Raw genomic sequence first — 18370 nt, 5'->3', positions numbered from 1 at the left:
ATCAGGCACGTAAAGGTATTACTTCCGCCGTCCGATAGTTCGCCCCATACGGTTCATACTCCGACCATTTCGGCAGCTTGCCGCCTTGCTCCATCTTGTCCAGCGTGTCCGCCCAGAATTGCATCATGGCGGTGCGGTACTCCCTGTAGTCCGCTCGATTGTAAGCAGCGCGCACTTGGTCTTTATCGCCGTGCGCTAGTTGCGCTTCGATCATGTCGGGGCGGATCGTGCCCAAGTTGTTGAGATAGGTTGACGCAACAGAACGGAAGCCGTGCCCAGTCATGCGGCCTTTGTAGCCGACATTCTCTATAACCTTCAGCACGGTGTTTTCGCTGATTACCGCCCCCTTACCATTGCGACTAGGGAACAAGGTCGGGAGGTGGCCTGTAAGGGGTTGCAGTGCGCGTATAACTTCCAGTGCCTGCCGCGATAACGGGACAGTGTGCGGTGCGCGGGCTTTCATGCGTTCGGCGGGGATAGTCCACACCCCTTCGACTAAATCAAACTCGCTCCACTGCGCACCTCGCACCTCGCCTGTGCGGACAAAGGTTAAGGCCAGCAAGCGAGTGGCAGCAAACACGACAGGGCTAGACTTAGCGCGTTGCTGGTAATCGGTCAGGGCGCGCAGAAATTCCGGCATCTCTTTTTCAGACAAGGCCGCGAAGTGCTGCACCTTGGGACGTGGCGCGAGTGCGCCGCGCAATTCCGCCGCTGGGTTGTGGCGTGCCCTTCCGCTGGCAATAGCATAAGCGAACACAGCACGCACCCGCTGTAATACCCTTCCCCTCACCTCGAAAGCTCCACGCGCCTCTATGCCTCGCAATACGTCCAGCACGTCCGGCGCTTCAATTTCGATAATCGGGCGGCTTCCGAATTTTGGAAAAGCTTCGCGCTCTAGGGTGTTGATCCAGTCGGTAGCGTGATGCTCTGTCCAGATCGGTGACTTCATCGTATGAAACTCGCGGGCGATTGCCTCGAAAGAATTAGCCGCTGAGACTTTCTCTTGCCGCTTTTGGGTTCGCTTCACTGCACTGGGGTCGCTGCCATTGGCTAACAGCTTGCGCGCCTCATCGCGCCGCCCGCGTGCATCTTTAAGGGTTACGTCTGGATATACCCCCAAGGCCAACAACTTCTCTTTACCTGCATAGCGATACTTCAGCCGCCAATACTTTGCGCCGTTGGGTTGCACCAATAGGAACAATCCGCCGCCATCAGCCAGTTTATAAGGCTTGGCTTCGAGCTTCGCTTTCTTGATTGCCGTGTCTGTTAGCTTCATCGCGCACCTCATTGGGGGTACAAATTTACGTGTTGGGGGTATCTGTCTCGAAATATACCCCCACTCTGTACGCGATTACAATAGATGGGAAAAGACGGGGTGAAACAAAAAACCCGCAGAAAGCTAGGCTCTGTGCGGGTTTCGTGTACCCCGCTAGACGGGGCAATACTGCAAATTGGTGCCGCTTGTCGGATTCGAACTGACGACCTACCGCTTACAAGGCGGTTGCTCTACCAACTGAGCTAAAGCGGCGGTAAATCATGAAACTGGTGGGTCGGCCGAGATTCGAACTCGGGACCAACGGATTAAAAGTCCGCTGCTCTACCGGCTGAGCTACCGACCCGGTAAAAAGAGAGCGCGCATTATACGGGTTTGCACTCCAGAGTCAAAGCATCAAATGCGATTTATGCATTTTGATAATGAGTCGGGTCGTCTACTTGTGCCGCGCGGAATCCTTCTTGTCGCAAACGGCATGAATCACAGCGGCCACAGGCACGCCCCGACTCGTCCGCCTGATAACACGAAACGGTCATCGCGTAATCGACGCCGAGTTGCATACCCAACCGAATGATCTCCGCCTTGCTCAGATGCAACAGCGGCGCGTGCAATGTCAAAGCTTTGCCTTCGACTGCAGCCTTGGTCGCCAGATTCGCCATGCGCTCGAACGCCTCGACGAATTCAGGGCGGCAATCCGGGTAGCCGGAATAATCCACGGCATTCACACCGATAAAGATATCCTGTGCCTGCAGCACTTCAGCCCAGGCCAACGCCAATGACAACATGATGGTGTTGCGCGCCGGCACGTAGGTCAGCGGGATCCCGCTTGTAGCCGTCTCGGGGACTGCGATGCTGGCATCGGTCAGGGCCGAGCCTCCGAATGCCGTCAGGTCGATATTGATAACCCGGTGCGCAGTCGCCCCCAGACCGGAGGCGACACGTTGTGCAGCCGCAAGCTCCGCATGATGGCGCTGGCCGTAATCGACGCTCAGGGCATGGCACTGAAAACCCTGCGCACGCGCTTGCGCCAGCACCGTGGCCGAATCCAGCCCGCCCGACAACAACACCACCGCTCGTTTATCGCTCAACGCCCCACCTCATTACCCCACAATACCTTGTGCAATTGCACCTGCATACGCACCGGCAAACGATCGCGCAATATCCATTCCGCCAGATCGCGTGCAGCCAATCCGTCATGGACCGGCGAGAACAGGACTTCGCAACGATGCGCCAGGTCCCGCTCGATCAGGACCTGCTTCGCCCACTGATAATCCGCCTCGTCGCACAACACGAACTTGATCTCGTCTTTACCGGTGAGGTGCACAAGATTCTCCCAGAGGTTCTTGCGCGCCTCACCGGAGCCCGGCGTCTTGATATCAAGCACCTTCACCACACGCGTATCCACACCGCTGACATCCACCGCACCGCTGGTCTCCAGCGACACCGCATAGCCGCCATCGCACAAGGCACGCAACAGGGGCAGGCTGTTCTTCTGCGCCAGCGGCTCACCGCCGGTGACACAGACATAATGTGCACCGTATTTTTCCACGGCGTGCAATATCTCCTGTACGGACATACTTTTCCCGCCACTGAATGCGTGCGCACTGTCACAGTATCCGCAGCGCAACGGACAGCCGGTAAGCCGCACGAACACGGTCGGCAAGCCGATACGGGAACTCTCGCCTTGCAATGAGAAGAAGATTTCGCTGATGCGCAGCGTACTGCCTGAATCGGGTTTCATGAACTACAGCGGATTACTTTAAGGTAGCCAGACGTTTCTTGGCTTTGTCCGAAGCATCGCTGCCCGGGAACTGGGAGATGAGATTCTTCAATGTACTGCGCGCAGCAGTTCTTTTCTTGAGTGACAACTGACATTCCGCCATATTCAGCATGGCCTCGGGCGCGCGCGGGTGGTCGGGATACTTGCTCAGCAGATTCTTGTAAGCGGCGAAGCTACCTGCATATTCCCTCGAGAGGAAATTCGCATTCCCCAGCCAGTAATACACATTGGCTTCATGCACAGACTGCGGGTACTGGCGCAAGAAATCACGGAAGGCGAGTGCCGCCTCGCGATAACTCTCTGCCCGATAGAAGCCGTAGGCCGTCTCGAATGCGCGATTCTCGCCCGACTGGCCATCGACAGCCCCCCCATCTGCAGGCGTGGCGGCCATGCGGGATGCCCCGCCAGTACCGCCCGCCTCCATCTGCCTCAAGCGGGAATCAAGATCGATGTAGAAGTCCTTCTGGCGCTTCTCGGCTTCTTGTTGAGCATGCCCGAACTCTTCGAACAGACCGCGCTGCTTGCGCATCTCGCTGGACTGCATCTCAAGCTGCATCTGCAAGCCGAGCAGGGAGCGCACTGCAAGTTTGTTCTGCAGCTCTACTTCAACAAGCTGCTTCTCCAACGACACAACGCGCGCCTCCAACTTCTGGATCAGCTTCCGGGCGTCGTCATCAGCGAACAGCCCCGCATAAGCGGGGCTGCACACCAGCAACAGACCACCCAACAAGCGGGAGGCTGTGATCTTCACGCTTACTGCGCGCTGTAGTTGATGTCTGCGCGACGATTCTGCGCCCAGCAAGCTTCGTTATGCTCGCTGCAACGCGGCTTCTCTTCGCCGTAGCTGACTGTTTCGATCTGGGAATCCGAAGCGCCGCCCAACACCAAGGCACGCTTGGTGTTCTTGGCACGACGTTGACCCAGGCCGAGGTTGTACTCGCTGCTGCCGCGCTCGTCAGCGTTGCCTTCTACACGCACCTTGGCATCGGGGTGGCTTGCCAGATATTCAGCATGATTCATGATGGTCTCGCGGTCCGCATCCTGCACGGCATCCACATCGAACGGGAAGTACACGCTGTTCTTTTCCATCAAGGCAGCTTGTGCATCGGCAGCGGCTTGGGCATCTGCAGCAGCCTGAGCATCGGTAGCAGTAGCAGCCTGAGCATCTGCAGCAGGCGCTTCAGTAGTAGCGGCGGAAGTAGTTGCAGGTTCTGCGACCTCTTCTTTCGGCGGATTGCTGCTACAAGCAGCCAGCAGGTTCAACAACAACACACTGAGGATCAGTTTCTTCATCTCGCATACTCCTTCTCAATTATCTACTTCAGGAACGGGCCCCACATCGGCTCACGGATATCACCGCGCTGGGCAACCATCTTTTGCTTCACGCGACCATCGCTTGACACGGTCGCCAATATACCACGACCCTGTACCTCGGTTGCAAACAGGATCATCTTGCCGTTGGGCGCAAAACTTGGTTTTTTCTCCCAACCACCCGCTGTAAGTATCTGCGTTTGCCTGCTTTCCAGATCATGCACCGCGATATGAAAGACCCCATCGCCAAAATGTGCAAACACAAAACTCTTTCCATCCGGATGAAAGCGCGGCGAGAAGGCGTTGCCCGATTCGAAGGTCAGCCGCTCAACACTCCCGCCTTCGATCGACACACGATATATCTGCGGACTGCCGCCGCGATCCGAGGTGAAAAGTAGCGATTGCCCATCCGGCGAAAAGGAAGGCTCGGTATCGATCGCATCGCTATAGGTGATACGGCGCAGGCGGCCGCCGTTGCTGTTGGCAAGGTATATCTGCGATTCGCCATCGCGCGTCAGCACCATAGCGATCTGCGTGCCATCCGGCGACCACGCCGGCGCACTGTTGCTGCCGGGGAAATCGGCGATCAAAGTACGTTTGCGCGAGGACAGTGATTGCACATAGACCATGGCACGCCGCTTCTCGAAACTGACGTAGGCAATCTGCCTGCCGTCCGGCGACCAGGAAGGCGACATGATGGGCTCTTTGGAGGTAAGCAGCGCCTGTTCGTTATCGCCGTCGCTATCTGCCACTACCAGACGATAGACACCCTCATCCCGGCTGACATAGGCGATGCGCGTACTGAACACCCCGGGACTGCCTGTCAAACGCTCATACACCATATCGGCGATGCGGTGTCCGATCGCACGTACCTGATCCTCCTTGGCCGTCACCACCTGCGACAACAGTTCGGCATTGCGCACCAGATCCAACAACCGGAATTTGACCGCGACTTTGCCGTCATCCATCGACTGGATGCTGCCGATGAGTACCGCTTCCACGCCGACCCACTCGGAGGGCCGGATATCGCGCGGCTCATGCGGCGTCTTCCCCGCCGGATCAACCAGTTTGAACAGACCGGTACGGATCAGATCACTGCCCACGATATCCAGCAGCCCTTGGGCAGTCGCAGCATCCCCGGCAAAACGCACCAGCGAAACCGGCGTCTGATGCTCACCCGCACCGGTGATCTCGATATTCAGCACAGCATGTGCCGGCACCACGAAAAACGAAAAACACAACAATATCCAGCGTCTCATTCTTTATCTATCCTCCGGCCTGATGGTCAGGTTTATTTCGCGAAAGCGCTTCTTCAGCACTGGGTCAGACGGTATCGGCAAAGGTTGTGCCTTGTAGATGGCGCGCTCGGTCGCCTCGTCGTACGCCGCATTGCCACTACTCTTCAGCAATACCGCATCCAACACCGAACCATCCGGCAACAGGGTCACTTTGAAAAAGGCCGATGCCTGTGGCTGCACATCGGGCGGCATCACGATGTTGTGCCTGATCTTGCTGCGTATCATGTCCTGATATCGCCCCATCTCGGCCGATGTGGCAGCAAGCACTTCCGCACGCACCCTCTCGCGCTCTGCCAGGCGCTGCTTCTCGACATACGCTTCCATCATGCGCTGCTCTTCGCGCAACTTCTTTTGACGCAACTCTTTAGCACTGGGCTGCGGCTTGCTCACCTTCTTGTCTCGCAGTTCGATATCGGCCTTTTGCGGTGCAGCCGGGCGATTTGAAGCAGGCTCGACTGCCTGCTTGGGCGCCACAACCTCCTGTGTCGGTTCCTCGGTCGGCTGCTGCACCGGCAGGCTATCCCACAATTCCACCGAGAAGCGATCCGGTTGGTGGGTCTGCCAGCGCACGCCCATCATTAGCATGGCAAAGAACGCCACGTGCACCACCATAGCCAGCATGCCGGCCGAAAAACGATAGGGCTCACGGTAGCGGAGTGTCGCGCTCATCGCACCTTGGTGAGCAGTCCGACTTTCTTGACGTTCTGCTGCTGCAGCATATCCATCACATTGATGACTTCCTCGTAGCGGATCTTCTTGTCGGCGGAAATAACCACCGACTGCTCCGGATTCCCGGCGAGTTTCTGCTTGATCAGCGCCGCCAACTCTGTAGCCGAAACCGGCTTCTCGACACCGCCTTGCGTGTGGTCACGCAGCACCAGTGTCGAGTCTTTCTTGATCATCACCTCCAGCGGTGCGACGGGCGGCGGCGAAGATTTCCCCACACTGGGCAGCTCGATCTGACCGGGATTCATCATCGGCGCCGTGACCATGAATATCACCAGCAGCACCAGCATCACATCGATATAGGGCACTACATTGATCTGACTCAACGGGCGGTGGGACGTGCGCCGTGTGTAGCTCACGGCTGCCTCTGCAACACGTTGGAGAATTCTTCGATGAAGCTTTCGAAGCGCGACGACAGCCGCGCCACGTCATGCACATAACGGTTGTACGCCACCACGGCTGGGATCGCTGCGAACAAGCCCATCGCCGTCGCCACCAGCGCCTCGGCGATGCCGGGCGCCACTTGCGCCAATGTCGCCTGACCCACGCTGGACAAACCACGGAATGCGTTCATGATGCCCCACACCGTACCCAACAGACCGATATAGGGGCTGACCGAACCAACCGTCGCAAGGAATGACAGATGCGATTCCAGATGATCCATCTCACGCTGATAGCGCGCGCGCATCGCCCGGCGCGTGCCTTCCATCAGTGCCGCGCTGTCCACGCCATGCGTCTTCTTCAATTTGACGAACTCGGCGAAACCGGCGGCGAAGATATGTTCCAGCGCACCCTGATCATGGCGCAACTTGCTGCCTGCTTGCTGGTACAGAGCCACCAGATTCGGGTTGCCCCAGAAAGCGTCTTCGAACTCTTGTGTATGCGACTTCGCCGCGCGCACAGCGAACATCTTGAGGAAGATGTACCACCACGACATCAGCGACACACCCAACAGCAAACCCATCACCAGCTGCACCAGCAGACTGGCATTGCCGACAAGTTGCACCAGAGACAAGTCCCGTATCAGATCCATGAATTCAATCCCATTGTTTACGTAACATTTCCGGCACACTGACCGGCTTGAAACTGTCTTTACCCACGCAAACCAGATGCACATCGGCTTGCGTCAGCACTTCTTCCCCGCGTTTGACTTCCTGCGCCAGTGTCATCTGGCTGCGACCTACCTTGGTGAGATGGGCCGTCACGGACAGCATATCGTCCAACAAGGCAGGCTTGAGATAATCGATCTTGATCGAACGCACCACGAACATCACACCCAACTCTTTCATCAGTCCGGCGTTACTGTGACCGAAGCTGCGCAACCACTCAGTCCGCGCGCGCTCCATAAAGTTCACATAGTTGGTGTGATACACCACGCCACCCGCGTCCGTATCCTGGTAATACACCCGCACCGGCCAGGCGAAAGGCTTGTGCGACTTACTCATCCCACAACTCCTTGTTGCCGCGCTTCACCACGGTCAGGCCGAAATGCTCGTAGGCATTCGCTGTCGCCACGCGGCCGCGGGGCGTGCGCTGCAGATAACCCTGCTGGATCAAATAAGGTTCCAGCACATCTTCAATGGTGTCGCGCTCTTCACCGATGGCGGCGGCGAGGTTGTCCACGCCGACCGGCCCGCCCATGAACTTCTCGATCACGGTCTGCAGCAGCTTTCTGTCCATCACATCTAGCCCGCGCGAATCCACATCCAGCATGGTCAGCGCGGCATCCGCCACTTCGCGCGTGGCGTTGCCGTCGGCGCGCACATCGGCGTAGTCGCGCACGCGTCGCAGCAAGCGATTGGCGATACGCGGCGTACCGCGCGAACGTTTGGCGATCTCCAGCGCACCATCCGGCGAGATGGGCAATTCGAGCAGGCCGGAAGAACGCGTGACGATGCGCTGCAATTCCTGCGGCGTATAGAATTCCAGTCGCGCCACGATACCAAAGCGGTCGCGCAGCGGATTGGTGAGCATGCCCGCACGGGTGGTCGCGCCCACCAGCGTGAACGGCGGCAGATCAATCTTCACCGAGCGTGCGCCGGGCCCTTCGCCGATCATGATGTCGATCTGGTAATCCTCCAGCGCGGGATAGAGGATCTCTTCCACTACGGGGGACAAACGATGGATCTCATCGATGAACAATACGTCGTGCGGCTCAAGATTGGTCAGCAGCGCGGCCAGGTCACCGGCACGTTCCAGCACAGGGCCGGAGGTGTGGCGAATGTTCACGCCCATCTCGCGCGCGATGATCTGTGCCAAGGTGGTCTTGCCAAGCCCCGGCGGGCCGAACAGCAGCACATGGTCGAGCGGTTCTTTGCGCTTCTTCGCAGCCTGGATGAATATCTCCAGCTGCCCGCGTATCTTCTCCTGCCCGACATATTCGTCGAGCTGCTTGGGACGCAGCGCGCGTTCCAGCGCCTCTTCCTGCGGAGAGGCTGGCGCAGCGGAGATGATGCGCGGTGGCGCGGTAAGGTCGTCGTGCTGGATCATGCCTTGGATAATAACTTAAGCGCCTGGCGGATACCGTCCGAGAGTCCGACCTCCTTGGGCAGTTGCTTGGCCGCCCATTCCGCCTCTTTGTCCTTGTAGCCCAGTCCCAGCAAGGCATTGACGATGTCATTGCCTGCCGACTCCAGCGCCACCGATGGTGAAGCGCCGCCAACACTCGCCACGAACTTGCCTTGCAGTTCCAGCAACAATCGCTCGGCGGTCTTCTTGCCCACGCCAGGGATCTTGGTCAGACGCGTCGCATCCTTGTTCGCCACTGCTGTGGCCAGATCGCTCATGCTCAAACCGGACAGCACCGACAAGGCCAGCTTGGGGCCGACACCGCTGATCTTCAGCAACTGGCGGAATACGATGCGCTCTTCGGTCGTGAGGAAGCCGAACAGCAGATGCGCGTCCTCGCGCACGATGAACTCGGTATGCAGCACCACTTTTTCATTCAGCCCAGGCAGGTTGTAGAACGTGCTCATCGGCACATCCACCTCGTAGCCGACACCCTGCACGTCCAGCAATATCTGCGGCGGATTCTTCTCCAGCAGCGTGCCGCTCAGTCTTCCGATCATGTGTTCCCTTTACTGAATATCAATGCCAGCGACAGCAGCGCACCATGCGCCATCATCGCGGCAATGGTGAGTTTGATCGCATCGGCCAATCGTTGTGGCTGCGCGGCGTGACGCAGCAATTCGCGTGCAGCCTTGATGCTCAGCGGCAAAGCGAACAACGCCAACAACGCCAACAGCGGCAACCAGCCGACCAGCACACTTGCCAGCAGCCATATATAAGCCAGCGCCACGATCAGCACATAGCCCCAGCGCGCCTTGCTTACTTCCAGCCGGGCCACCCAGTGCAATTTACCCGCTGCGGTATCGGCCGCCCGATCCGGGAACTGGTTGATATAGAGCAGATTGGCGGTCAGCAAGGCATATGACAGCCCCGCCACGAAAGGTGCCGCATCGAAGCCTTTGCGCTGCACGAAATCCGCGCCGACCGTGATCGACAGGATGCCCGCCGTCACACAGAACTCTCCCAGACCACGACCGACCAGTTTGAACGGCGGCGCGGAGTAGGCCCAGCCGATGAACAACCCCGCCAGCCCGACATACATCAGTTGCGCATCGGTGCGCGCCATCAGCCACAGCCCGGCTGCGACCACACCCGCCATCAAGGCAAAACCGAAATTGCGTGTCTGTGCAAGGCTCAGCACACCGTTCTGGATGAAACGGCTGCCGCCGGTGAAAGGAAAGATGCGGTCGGTGTTCTGCGCGTCAGTGCCGTTGAGCGCATCGTAGTAATCATTGAGCACGTTCACCCCTGCATGCGCCAACAGCGCAAACAGCAAAGTGACCAATGCCAGCGGGATATCGAAAGCCAGACCGCCGTGCCAGGCGATGGCCAGCCCGATCAGGCATGCCATCAGACTGGCGCTCAGGAATGCCGGACGGGTCGCGGCAAAATAGCGTGCCGCAGGGTTGGCGAACAACTCCAGCGTCGGTTCCAGCGGTTGCGTCATACCAGTCTTCCTCCCCGTACTCGATATCCCTTGGTCCCGTGTGCACCCAATCCGCCCAGACCACCGTGTGCATGACAGATGGCACAAGCCAACGCATCCGCCGCGTCCGGACTGGGGGGGCCGGACAAGTTCAACAATCGCTGCACCATCGCCTGTACTTGTTCCTTGTCGGCGTGGCCGTTACCGGCCACCGCCTGTTTGATCTGCAGTGCCGTGTACTCCGCCACCGGCAGCCCTGCTTGCACTGCCGCACAGATCGCCGCGCCACGCGCCTGCCCGAGCAGCAGGGTCGATTGGGGGTTCACGTTCACGAACACCTTCTCCACCGCCGCCAGTTCCGGCTGATGCAGTGCGATGACCTCCCCCAGCGAGGACAGGATGACTTTCAATCTTTCCGGCAACTCTCCAGCGGGGGTCTTGATGCAGCCGCTGGCGACGTAATGCAACTTCTGGCCTTCTTTATCGATCAGCCCGAAACCGGTGATACGCAGGCCGGGATCGATGCCGAGGATGCGCATCAGTCCTCTATCACCGCATTGGTGTAGACCTCCTGCACATCGCCAAGGTCTTCTAGCGCATCCAGCAGCTTCTGCATCTTCACCGCATCGTCGCCGGTGAAACTGATCTCGTTCTCCGGCTTCATGGTGACCTCGCCCATCTCAGGCTTGAAGCCGGCGCCTTCCAGTCGCTGCTTCACCGCCACGAAATCGTTGGGCGAGGTGATGACCTCGATACTGCCGTCGTCGTTGCTGACGATGTCTTCCGCCCCCGCGTCCAGCGCCACTTCCATCAGCGCATCCTCGTCGGTGCCGGGCGCGAAGATCATCTGGCCGCAATGCTTGAACAGGAACGCCACCGAACCGTCGGTGCCCAGGTTGCCGCCGTATTTGGTAAATGCATGGCGCACGTCGGCCACGGTGCGCGTCTTGTTGTCGGTCATGCAATCGACCATCACCGCCGCGCCGTTGATGCCGTAGCCCTCGTAGCGCAGTTCCATGTAGTCCACGCCTTCCAGTTCGCCCGCGCCGCGCTTGATGGCGCGCTCGACGTTGTCTTTGGGCATGTTCTGGTCGTAAGCCTTCTCCATCGCCAGACGCAGGCGCGGATTGGTGTCCGGGTCACTGCCGCCAAGTTTGGCCGCAACGGTGATCTCCTTGATCAGGCGCGTGAATATCTGGCCGCGCTTGGCGTCCTGACGCCCTTTGCGGTGCTGGATGTTCGCCCATTTACTGTGTCCTGCCATGTTGCTTCCTTATGCTGAATTTGCCGCGCGCATGGTAACACCTGCTCCTTGTCCGACCCAAATGCTGCGCTATTCGCAATAGCGCTTCCCCGCCAAAAAAAATCGGGAGTAGAATGCCTGCAATAGTTTTGTTAACCACCTGAAGGAGTTGATCATGAAAGTCCAACACGCACTGATGCTGACCGCTGGTTTGATGTTGTCGGCACCGGTCCTGGCCGATGACGGCGAAACGCTGATGAAGAAGAACAACTGCGGCACCTGCCATCAAATGGACAAGAAGACGGTCGGCCCGTCGGTCAAGGCGATCGCGGCAAAGTACGCTGGCGATGCCGGCGCTGCTGCCAAGCTGGAGAAGAAGGTGCGCGTAGGTGGCGCAGGCAGCTTCGGCACCATGCCGATGCCGGCCACACCGGCCAAGGCATCCGATGAGGACATCAAGGCCATGGTGGCACACATCCTCGCCGCCAAATAAGTCTTTAGCCGCACAAAAAAGGGCCGGTTAATACCGGCCCTTTGCTATGGTGCAAGTGGATCTGAATCAGTTGCGCATCATGCCCGGCCCGCGCATGGGACGCGAATCGCGCATCACTTCATCCTTGGTGATCTTGCCGTCCTTGTTGGCATCGTTCTCATCGAAACGAGCAAACAGGATAGGCATCCCCTTTTCAGCCTCTTCCTTGCTCAAGGCACCGTCATGGTCGGTATCGGCCGCATCAAAATGCTGTTCGATGCTCATATTGCCCATGCTTTTCATCTGCCCGCGCATCCCTTGATGCAATCCTTCCATCTCTTCGCTACTAATCTTGCCGTCCTTGTTGCTGTCCATGTCCTTGAATCGTTCCGCATGGAAGGCATTGAATTCCTTCTTGCTGACAGCACCGTCGCCATCCTTGTCCATCTGCTGCACCATGCCGCCCCCCTTCGGGCAGGCATCGTTCTGACCGTGCGCCTTGCCGGGACAGGCTGAGGCTTGCTGGGTGATCGCCATCAGTCCGCCCGCCGCGATCAATGCCATTATTTTCTTCATACTGTTCTCCTGATGTGATTGATGGATACGCCCGCATACTGGCGCCGGGTTCATGGACAGACGAACAGGATGGAAGTTCGCCGCCGGACGGCAGGTTATAATCTCCGCAATCTTTTCTGTACTCCCCCATGAACATATTCTACGAAGAAGACGGCAGTTTCAAGGTCGGCAGCATCATGACCGATAACACCTCCTCCCTGCAGGTCGAGAACCTCCACGGAAAACGCTGCAAGATCAAAGCCGCCAATGTCATGCTGCGCTTTGAACAGCCCAGCCTGAGTGAATTCATGGCAAAGGCAGATCAAGCTGCCAACGATATCGATCTCGATTTCCTGTGGGAAGCTTGCCCGTCGGATGAGTTCGCCTTCGAGGAATTGGCACAAGATTACTATGGACATAAGCCCACGCCGATCGAGGCTGCCGGTGCGCTGATCCGTCTGCATGGCTCACCCATGCACTTCTACAAGAAGGGCAAGGGACGCTATAAAGCCGCCCCGCCCGACGCGCTGAAAGCGGCATTGGCCAGTGTGGAGAAGAAGCGCATTCAGGCCGAACTGCAAGCGCGCTATACGGATGAACTCACGCAATTCAAATTGCCTGCCGAATTCGCCGACAAACTCAAAGCGATCCTGTACCAACCGGATCGCAACACCCTCGAGGTCAAAGCGCTGGAAGCGGCTTGTGCCGCCACGCATCTTTCCGTCCCGCACCTGCTGGAAAAGTGCGGCGCGCTGCCCTCTTCGCACGATTTCCACCTGAACAAGTTCCTGTTCGAGAACTTCCCGCGCGGCACCGGCTTCCCCGAGGTGACTGTTGAAGAGCATCCCGAACTGCCCAAAGCGACAGTCAACGCCTTCAGCATCGACGATGCCGCCACCACCGAGATTGACGATGCCTTCTCTGTCGAGACACTTTCGAACGGCAACCGCCGCATCGGCATCCACATCGCTGCCCCCGCACTCGGCATCGCGCCGGGTTCGGACATCGACGCCATCGCCGCGCAGCGCATGTCCACCGTGTACATGCCGGGCGACAAGATCACCATGCTGCCGGACAACGTGGTGCAAGCGTTCACGCTGTGCGCGGACAAGGTCTGCCCCGCGCTGTCTTTATATGTCGAAGTGAACGAAGCACTGGAGATCGTGAGCAGCGATAGCCGCATCGAGCGCCTGCACATCGCCGCCAACCTGCGCCATGACACGCTGGAACCTCTGTTCAACGACGGATCCGTGGCCGCACGCCAGTTCGACTACGCCTACGGCCCCGAGCTGGAGCTGCTGTGGGACTTCGCCAACAAGCTGGAAGCCGGTCGCGGCAAGTCGTCTGACACCAATCAGCAGCAGATCGACTACATCTTCAACGTCGAGAACGACCGCATCACCATCGGCCACCGCCTGCGCGGTTCGCCCATCGACAAGGTGGTGTCGGAGTTGATGATCCTCGCCAACAGCAGTTGGGGGAAGTTGCTGGATGACAACAGTGTCGCCGGCATCTATCGCACACAGAACAACGGCAAGGTGAAAATGAGCACCGTCGCCGCGCCGCATCAGGGCTTGGGCGTGGCGCATTACGCCTGGTCCAGCTCGCCGCTGCGCCGTTATGTCGATCTGGTGAACCAGCGCCAGATCATGAGCGTGCTACGCGGCGAAGAACCCGCCTACGCGAAGAACGACACCGCACTGTTCGCCATCCTGCGCGATTTCGATGCCGCCTACACCACCTACAACGAGTTCCAGCGCAACATGGAACGTTACTGGTGCCTGCGCTGGCTGCAGCAAGAGCACATTGCGCAGCTTGATGCCGTTGTGTTGCGCGAGAACCTGGTCAAGTTCGTGGACATCCCGCTGGTCGGGCGCGTTTCCGCGCTGCCTGAGACTGCAGCCAATACACAAGTGACACTGGAGATCGTTTCCGTCGATCTGCTCGACCTCAACTTCGAAGCGCGGCCCGTCGCGGTCGCTGCCGGTGAGGCATGAAGAGCTACCTGCTCATGGCTTTGCTGCGCGAACGCCTCTCGTTCGCGACAGGCTTTTCATTGCTGCTGCATGCTTTCGTATTATTTGGCATCACCTTCACCGTGCCGGATGCCAAGACACTGGCGAAACGGCTGGAGCCGCTTGAAGTCACGCTGGTCAACAGCCAGTCGCGCAACAAACCGACCAAGGCCAATGCCTATGCGCAGAGCAATCTGGACGGCGGCGGCAACACGCCGGAGGATATGCGCGCGGGAACACCGTTCCCGGTGGTCAGCAACGACACACGCTACACACCGGAGCAGGCTGCCAAACGGGTCAAGGCACTCGAACAGGAAGTGAAATCGCTACTCACCCGTGGCAAGAGCGACTATCGGGTGGAGCAGCAAAAGCAGGCACCCAAGCCCCAGGACAGCAGCAAGAGCGGCGAAGATTTGGTGCAGCGTTCACTGGAGATCGCGCGACTGGAAGCCGAGATCAGCAAGAACATCAATCTCTATGAGAAACTGCCCAAGCGCAAATTCATCGGCGCGCGCACCGAGGAATACAAATACGCGCAATATGTCGAAGACTGGCGCGCCAAGGTCGAACGCATCGGCAACCTGAACTATCCCGAAGCCGCACGACGCCAAAAACTCTACGGCAGCCTCACGCTGACGGTGAACATCCGTTCCGACGGCAGTGTGGAGAACATCGAGATCAATCGCACTTCCGGTCATCGCATCCTTGATGCCGCCGCCCAGCGCATCGTCAAACTCGCTGGCCCCTACGCGCCCTTCCCGCCCAACATCAGCAAGGAAGTCGACGTGCTGGGCATCACCCGCACCTGGACGTTCACCACCAGCGACCGGCTTGAAGCGAAATAGTCGCGCGCCTGCGCTTATTCATCTGCATACACCCGGTTGCGTCCCGCCTGCTTGGCGTGATACATCGCTGTATCGGCCTGCTTGAGCAATTCATCGACACCAGTCTCGTTTGCACCGAACAGCAACAGACCGATGCTGGAAGTACAGAAATGCTCGACTTCCCTCGTCTCTCCCGATGGCAACCGCATCTGCAGCAGATAGGGATCGGCCAGCGCAGCGCGGACCTTCTCCGCCACCAGCAGAGCCTGCTGCATGGCCGATGAACGATCCCCTTCCAGTTCGCTCAGCACCACCACGAATTCGTCGCCGCCCAGTCTGGCGACGGTGTCCGTCCTGCGCACACAAGCGGTGATGCGCCGCGCCACTTCAGCTAGCAGCAGATCGCCCATGTCGTGGCCATGCTGGTCGTTGAGCGGTTTGAAATTATCCAGATCGAGGAACATCAGCGCGCCATAACGCCCGCTGCGTGCACTGGCAGCCATCGCCTGCTGCAGGCGGTCATTCAGCAAACGCCGGTTGGGCAAGCGCGTCAGCACATCATAGAACGCCATCTGCCGGATCAGCGTCTCCATCTCATGACGGTCGCTGATGTCCAGGCAGGAGCCGATATAGCCGATGAATCCGCCTGCCGCATCATGGTTGGGCACGCCATGATCGATGATCCAGCGGTATTCGCCATCGTGTCGGCGCAGGCGATATTCCATGGTGAATGGCTGCCGTGCCTCGAAGGCTGAGGCATAGGTATCCAGGCAGCGCAGGCGGTCCTCCTCGTGCACGCTATCCAACCATCCGTCACCCAGTTCCTGCTCAAACTGGCGCCCAGTGAACGCCAGCCAGACCTGATTGAAGTAGGTACATCCCTTGTCCGCACCGGCGATCCAGATCATCACCGGCACGCTGTCGGCCAGCGTACGGAAACGGTTCTCGCTCTCCCGCAGGGCGTTCTGCGCTTCCACCATCGCCGACACATCGCGGCTGACGCCGAAGATACCGATCACCGTCTTGCCGTCCGTGTCGAACAACGGCCACTTGTTGGTCAGTACCCAGCCTTTGCGTCCGGACTCGTCGTAATACGGGGCGATCTTGTTCAGTAACGCCTTGCCTGTGCGGAATACCGGCAGCTCTTCCTCGATGTATATCTGTGCGGTATCCGGCGGGAACACTTCGCGATCATGCTTGCCGATCATGTTGCGCCAGTTCGCATGCCCGGTGATCTTTGCCAGTGTCTGGCTGCAGAAGCGGAAACGGCTGTCCCTATCTTTGAAATACACGAAATCCGTGGTGTTCTCCAGGAACGACACGAAATCACGGTTCAATTCGCGCAGTTGCGCCTCGGCCTGTTTGCGCGCGGTGATGTCCTGTTTCACCGCGATGAAATGCGTGATTTCACCGCCCTCGCCCGACACCGGCGTGATGGTCATTTCCTCGTCGTACAGCGTGCCGTCCTGGCGGCGATTGACCAGTTCACCATGCCAGATGCGCCCGGCGCGTATGGTCTGCCACATCCGGTCGTAGAACGCCTGATCCTGCCTTCCGGAACGCACCAGCTCCTTGGGCGTGCGGCCGACCGCCTCGTCCACACCGTAGCCGCTCAGCGTCTCGAATGCATGGTTCGCCCATTCGATGCGACCGTCCCGGTCAGTGATGAGCACCGCGTTCGCTGCCGCATTCAGTGACAGATCCTTTATACGCAAGGCCGCCGTCAATTCGGCCGCAATGAGCGCGGCATTGCGCCGCGTATTGAACCAAGACAGTGCCAGGAAGAACATCAGCAGGCTCATCCCCAACCCGAACCACATATAGCCCCAAGCCTTGCTGTAATCCAGACCGGTCAGATCACCGCCGTGCTGTTCGAAATTCAGCGTCCACACCCTGCCGCTGAAATCGATATGCTGAACGACGCCGAACAGCGGCTGCGGGTTGGAGAGACCGGGACGGCTGTCATACAGCAAGGCAGCTGGATCCACGGCCGCACCGTCATAGACCTGCATATGGATATGCTGGATGGTGTGATCATCCCAGCGCGCCAGCACACCATCCAGCAGGTCGTTCATGCGGAAAGGGCTGTACACCCAGCCCCGCAATGCGGCACGGCGTTGTTGCACGGTATCCAGCAGAGCTCCGTTGCGATACACCGGCGCATACATCAGCGTGCCGGCCTGCACATCCCGGTCAGTCTCCTGCACCAGCGTGACCTTGCCGGACAAGGCGACCGTATGATCGTCGCGCGCCTGCGCCATCGCCGCACGGCGCACCGGATCGGAATACATGTCATAGCCGAAGGCGCGCAGGTTGCGGCCCTGGAACGGTTCAAGATAGAGGATGGTGGTGTATAGCTCGCGCTGGCCAGAAGGATACAAGCTGTATTGCGGGAAGCCCTGCTTGCGGACGGCCGCGACATGGGCAGGCAGTTGCGCGGGCAGGATGACCTGCGCGTAGCCCAGCCCCTGGATGCCGTTGAAATGCTCGTCGATACGCACCCGTTTGGCATAGACACGCCACTCCTCGCGCGACACGAAATCCGACGCATCGAACATCGCGGCACCGCCCAGCAGCACCTGCTTGTGCGCCTGCAGGCGCGCTTCCACCTTCAGTCTGACCTCCTCCGCCTCGGCGGCGAAATCTCGCATCGCCGACTGCTCGATGTCGGACTTGGCGACATAAACAGCATACGAGGTCGCAAACAGCCCGACCAGCAACAGTAGCCATGCCATGCTGGCATGCTTGGACACGAAGCGCATGCCCAGTGCCTGTTCGACCGACTGTGAAGTGTAAGACGCGTTTTGCGCCATGCCTCTCCCTCCTCCGGGAATCGCTGAGTTATTCTATTCATGCATGCGACATATGTTGATTATATG

General features: G+C 58.9%; 20 protein-coding genes and 2 tRNA genes. 3 read left to right on the top strand and 19 right to left on the bottom strand.

What is annotated here, in order from left to right; genetic code table 11:
* Position 1: 1 nt before the first annotated feature.
* From ACYCZ5_RS00370 to ACYCZ5_RS00290, 17 genes are all read right to left on the bottom strand, one after another.
* Complete coding sequence (locus tag ACYCZ5_RS00370) at positions 2-1276, bottom strand: tyrosine-type recombinase/integrase (RefSeq protein WP_461542783.1); 1275 nt, start codon at positions 1274-1276, stop codon at positions 2-4.
* A gap of 176 nt (positions 1277-1452) precedes the next feature.
* A tRNA-Thr gene (locus tag ACYCZ5_RS00365) sits at positions 1453-1528 on the bottom strand.
* Positions 1529-1543: 15 nt separating this feature from the next.
* Positions 1544-1619 (bottom strand) — tRNA-Lys (locus ACYCZ5_RS00360).
* 61 nt (positions 1620-1680) lie between these two features.
* Positions 1681-2361 carry a 7-cyano-7-deazaguanine synthase QueC gene (gene queC, locus ACYCZ5_RS00355; protein WP_461542782.1) on the bottom strand — a complete coding sequence of 227 codons (681 nt, stop codon included), beginning with the start codon at positions 2359-2361 and terminating at the stop codon, positions 1681-1683.
* On the bottom strand, positions 2358-3014 hold the full coding sequence (gene queE, locus ACYCZ5_RS00350) for a 7-carboxy-7-deazaguanine synthase QueE (RefSeq protein WP_461542781.1): 657 nt from the start codon (positions 3012-3014) through the stop codon (positions 2358-2360). The genes queC and queE overlap by 4 nt, the downstream gene beginning before the upstream one ends.
* 13 nt (positions 3015-3027) lie before the next feature.
* The gene (ybgF, locus tag ACYCZ5_RS00345) at positions 3028-3804 is read right to left on the bottom strand and encodes a tol-pal system protein YbgF (RefSeq protein WP_461542780.1); all 777 of its coding nucleotides are present in this window, start codon (positions 3802-3804) and stop codon (positions 3028-3030) included.
* Positions 3805-3806: 2 nt separating this feature from the next.
* On the bottom strand, positions 3807-4346 hold the full coding sequence (gene pal / locus ACYCZ5_RS00340; RefSeq protein WP_461542779.1) for a peptidoglycan-associated lipoprotein Pal: 540 nt from the start codon (positions 4344-4346) through the stop codon (positions 3807-3809).
* Between the two features lie 23 nt (positions 4347-4369).
* Positions 4370-5623 (bottom strand): Tol-Pal system beta propeller repeat protein TolB, encoded by a 1254-nt coding sequence (gene tolB, locus ACYCZ5_RS00335; RefSeq protein WP_461542778.1) that lies wholly within the window; start codon positions 5621-5623, stop codon positions 4370-4372.
* 3 nt (positions 5624-5626) lie between these two features.
* On the bottom strand, positions 5627-6331 hold the full coding sequence (tolA, locus tag ACYCZ5_RS00330; protein WP_461542777.1) for a cell envelope integrity protein TolA: 705 nt from the start codon (positions 6329-6331) through the stop codon (positions 5627-5629).
* A complete protein-coding gene (locus ACYCZ5_RS00325) occupies positions 6328-6678 on the bottom strand; it encodes a biopolymer transporter ExbD (RefSeq protein WP_461543344.1) in 351 nt (116 codons plus the stop codon). The genes tolA and ACYCZ5_RS00325 overlap by 4 nt, the downstream gene beginning before the upstream one ends.
* A gap of 65 nt (positions 6679-6743) precedes the next feature.
* Positions 6744-7421 (bottom strand): protein TolQ, encoded by a 678-nt coding sequence (gene tolQ, locus ACYCZ5_RS00320; protein ID WP_461542776.1) that lies wholly within the window; start codon positions 7419-7421, stop codon positions 6744-6746.
* Between the two features lie 4 nt (positions 7422-7425).
* Positions 7426-7833 carry a tol-pal system-associated acyl-CoA thioesterase gene (gene ybgC / locus ACYCZ5_RS00315; RefSeq protein WP_461542775.1) on the bottom strand — a complete coding sequence of 136 codons (408 nt, stop codon included), beginning with the start codon at positions 7831-7833 and terminating at the stop codon, positions 7426-7428.
* Complete coding sequence (ruvB, locus tag ACYCZ5_RS00310) at positions 7826-8878, bottom strand: Holliday junction branch migration DNA helicase RuvB (protein WP_461542774.1); 1053 nt, start codon at positions 8876-8878, stop codon at positions 7826-7828. The genes ybgC and ruvB overlap by 8 nt, the downstream gene beginning before the upstream one ends.
* The gene (ruvA, locus tag ACYCZ5_RS00305) at positions 8875-9456 is read right to left on the bottom strand and encodes a Holliday junction branch migration protein RuvA (protein WP_461542773.1); all 582 of its coding nucleotides are present in this window, start codon (positions 9454-9456) and stop codon (positions 8875-8877) included. The genes ruvB and ruvA overlap by 4 nt, the downstream gene beginning before the upstream one ends.
* A complete protein-coding gene (locus ACYCZ5_RS00300) occupies positions 9453-10403 on the bottom strand; it encodes a UbiA family prenyltransferase (RefSeq protein WP_461542772.1) in 951 nt (316 codons plus the stop codon). The genes ruvA and ACYCZ5_RS00300 overlap by 4 nt, the downstream gene beginning before the upstream one ends.
* A complete protein-coding gene (gene ruvC, locus ACYCZ5_RS00295) occupies positions 10400-10921 on the bottom strand; it encodes a crossover junction endodeoxyribonuclease RuvC (RefSeq protein ID WP_461542771.1) in 522 nt (173 codons plus the stop codon). The genes ACYCZ5_RS00300 and ruvC overlap by 4 nt, the downstream gene beginning before the upstream one ends.
* Positions 10921-11646: a YebC/PmpR family DNA-binding transcriptional regulator gene (locus ACYCZ5_RS00290; RefSeq protein ID WP_461542770.1), complete on the bottom strand. Its 726-nt coding sequence runs from the start codon at positions 11644-11646 to the stop codon at positions 10921-10923. The genes ruvC and ACYCZ5_RS00290 overlap by 1 nt, the downstream gene beginning before the upstream one ends.
* Positions 11647-11800: 154 nt before the next feature.
* On the opposite strand from ACYCZ5_RS00290, the gene ACYCZ5_RS00285 reads away from it, so the two are divergent.
* Positions 11801-12118 carry a c-type cytochrome gene (locus ACYCZ5_RS00285; protein ID WP_461542769.1) on the top strand — a complete coding sequence of 106 codons (318 nt, stop codon included), beginning with the start codon at positions 11801-11803 and terminating at the stop codon, positions 12116-12118.
* A 66-nt stretch (positions 12119-12184) separates the two neighbouring features.
* Here ACYCZ5_RS00285 and ACYCZ5_RS00280 read toward each other — a convergent pair whose 3' ends face one another.
* Positions 12185-12673: an EF-hand domain-containing protein gene (locus tag ACYCZ5_RS00280; protein WP_461542768.1), complete on the bottom strand. Its 489-nt coding sequence runs from the start codon at positions 12671-12673 to the stop codon at positions 12185-12187.
* 128 nt (positions 12674-12801) lie between these two features.
* On the opposite strand from ACYCZ5_RS00280, the gene ACYCZ5_RS00275 reads away from it, so the two are divergent.
* Positions 12802-14649 (top strand): ribonuclease catalytic domain-containing protein, encoded by a 1848-nt coding sequence (locus ACYCZ5_RS00275; protein WP_461542767.1) that lies wholly within the window; start codon positions 12802-12804, stop codon positions 14647-14649.
* The gene (locus ACYCZ5_RS00270) at positions 14646-15512 is read left to right on the top strand and encodes an energy transducer TonB (RefSeq protein ID WP_461542766.1); all 867 of its coding nucleotides are present in this window, start codon (positions 14646-14648) and stop codon (positions 15510-15512) included. The genes ACYCZ5_RS00275 and ACYCZ5_RS00270 overlap by 4 nt, the downstream gene beginning before the upstream one ends.
* Before the next feature lie 14 nt (positions 15513-15526).
* Here the strand turns inward: ACYCZ5_RS00270 and ACYCZ5_RS00265 are convergent, their stop codons facing one another.
* Entirely contained in the window at positions 15527-18304 is a 2778-nt protein-coding gene (locus ACYCZ5_RS00265; protein ID WP_461542765.1) for a sensor domain-containing diguanylate cyclase, read from the bottom strand.
* Positions 18305-18370 lie beyond the last annotated feature (66 nt).

The sequence above is a fragment of the Sideroxydans sp. genome (assembly GCF_054604835.1).
Note: the sequence above shows the minus strand (reverse complement) of the source record. Positions and strands in the feature narration are given on the sequence as shown.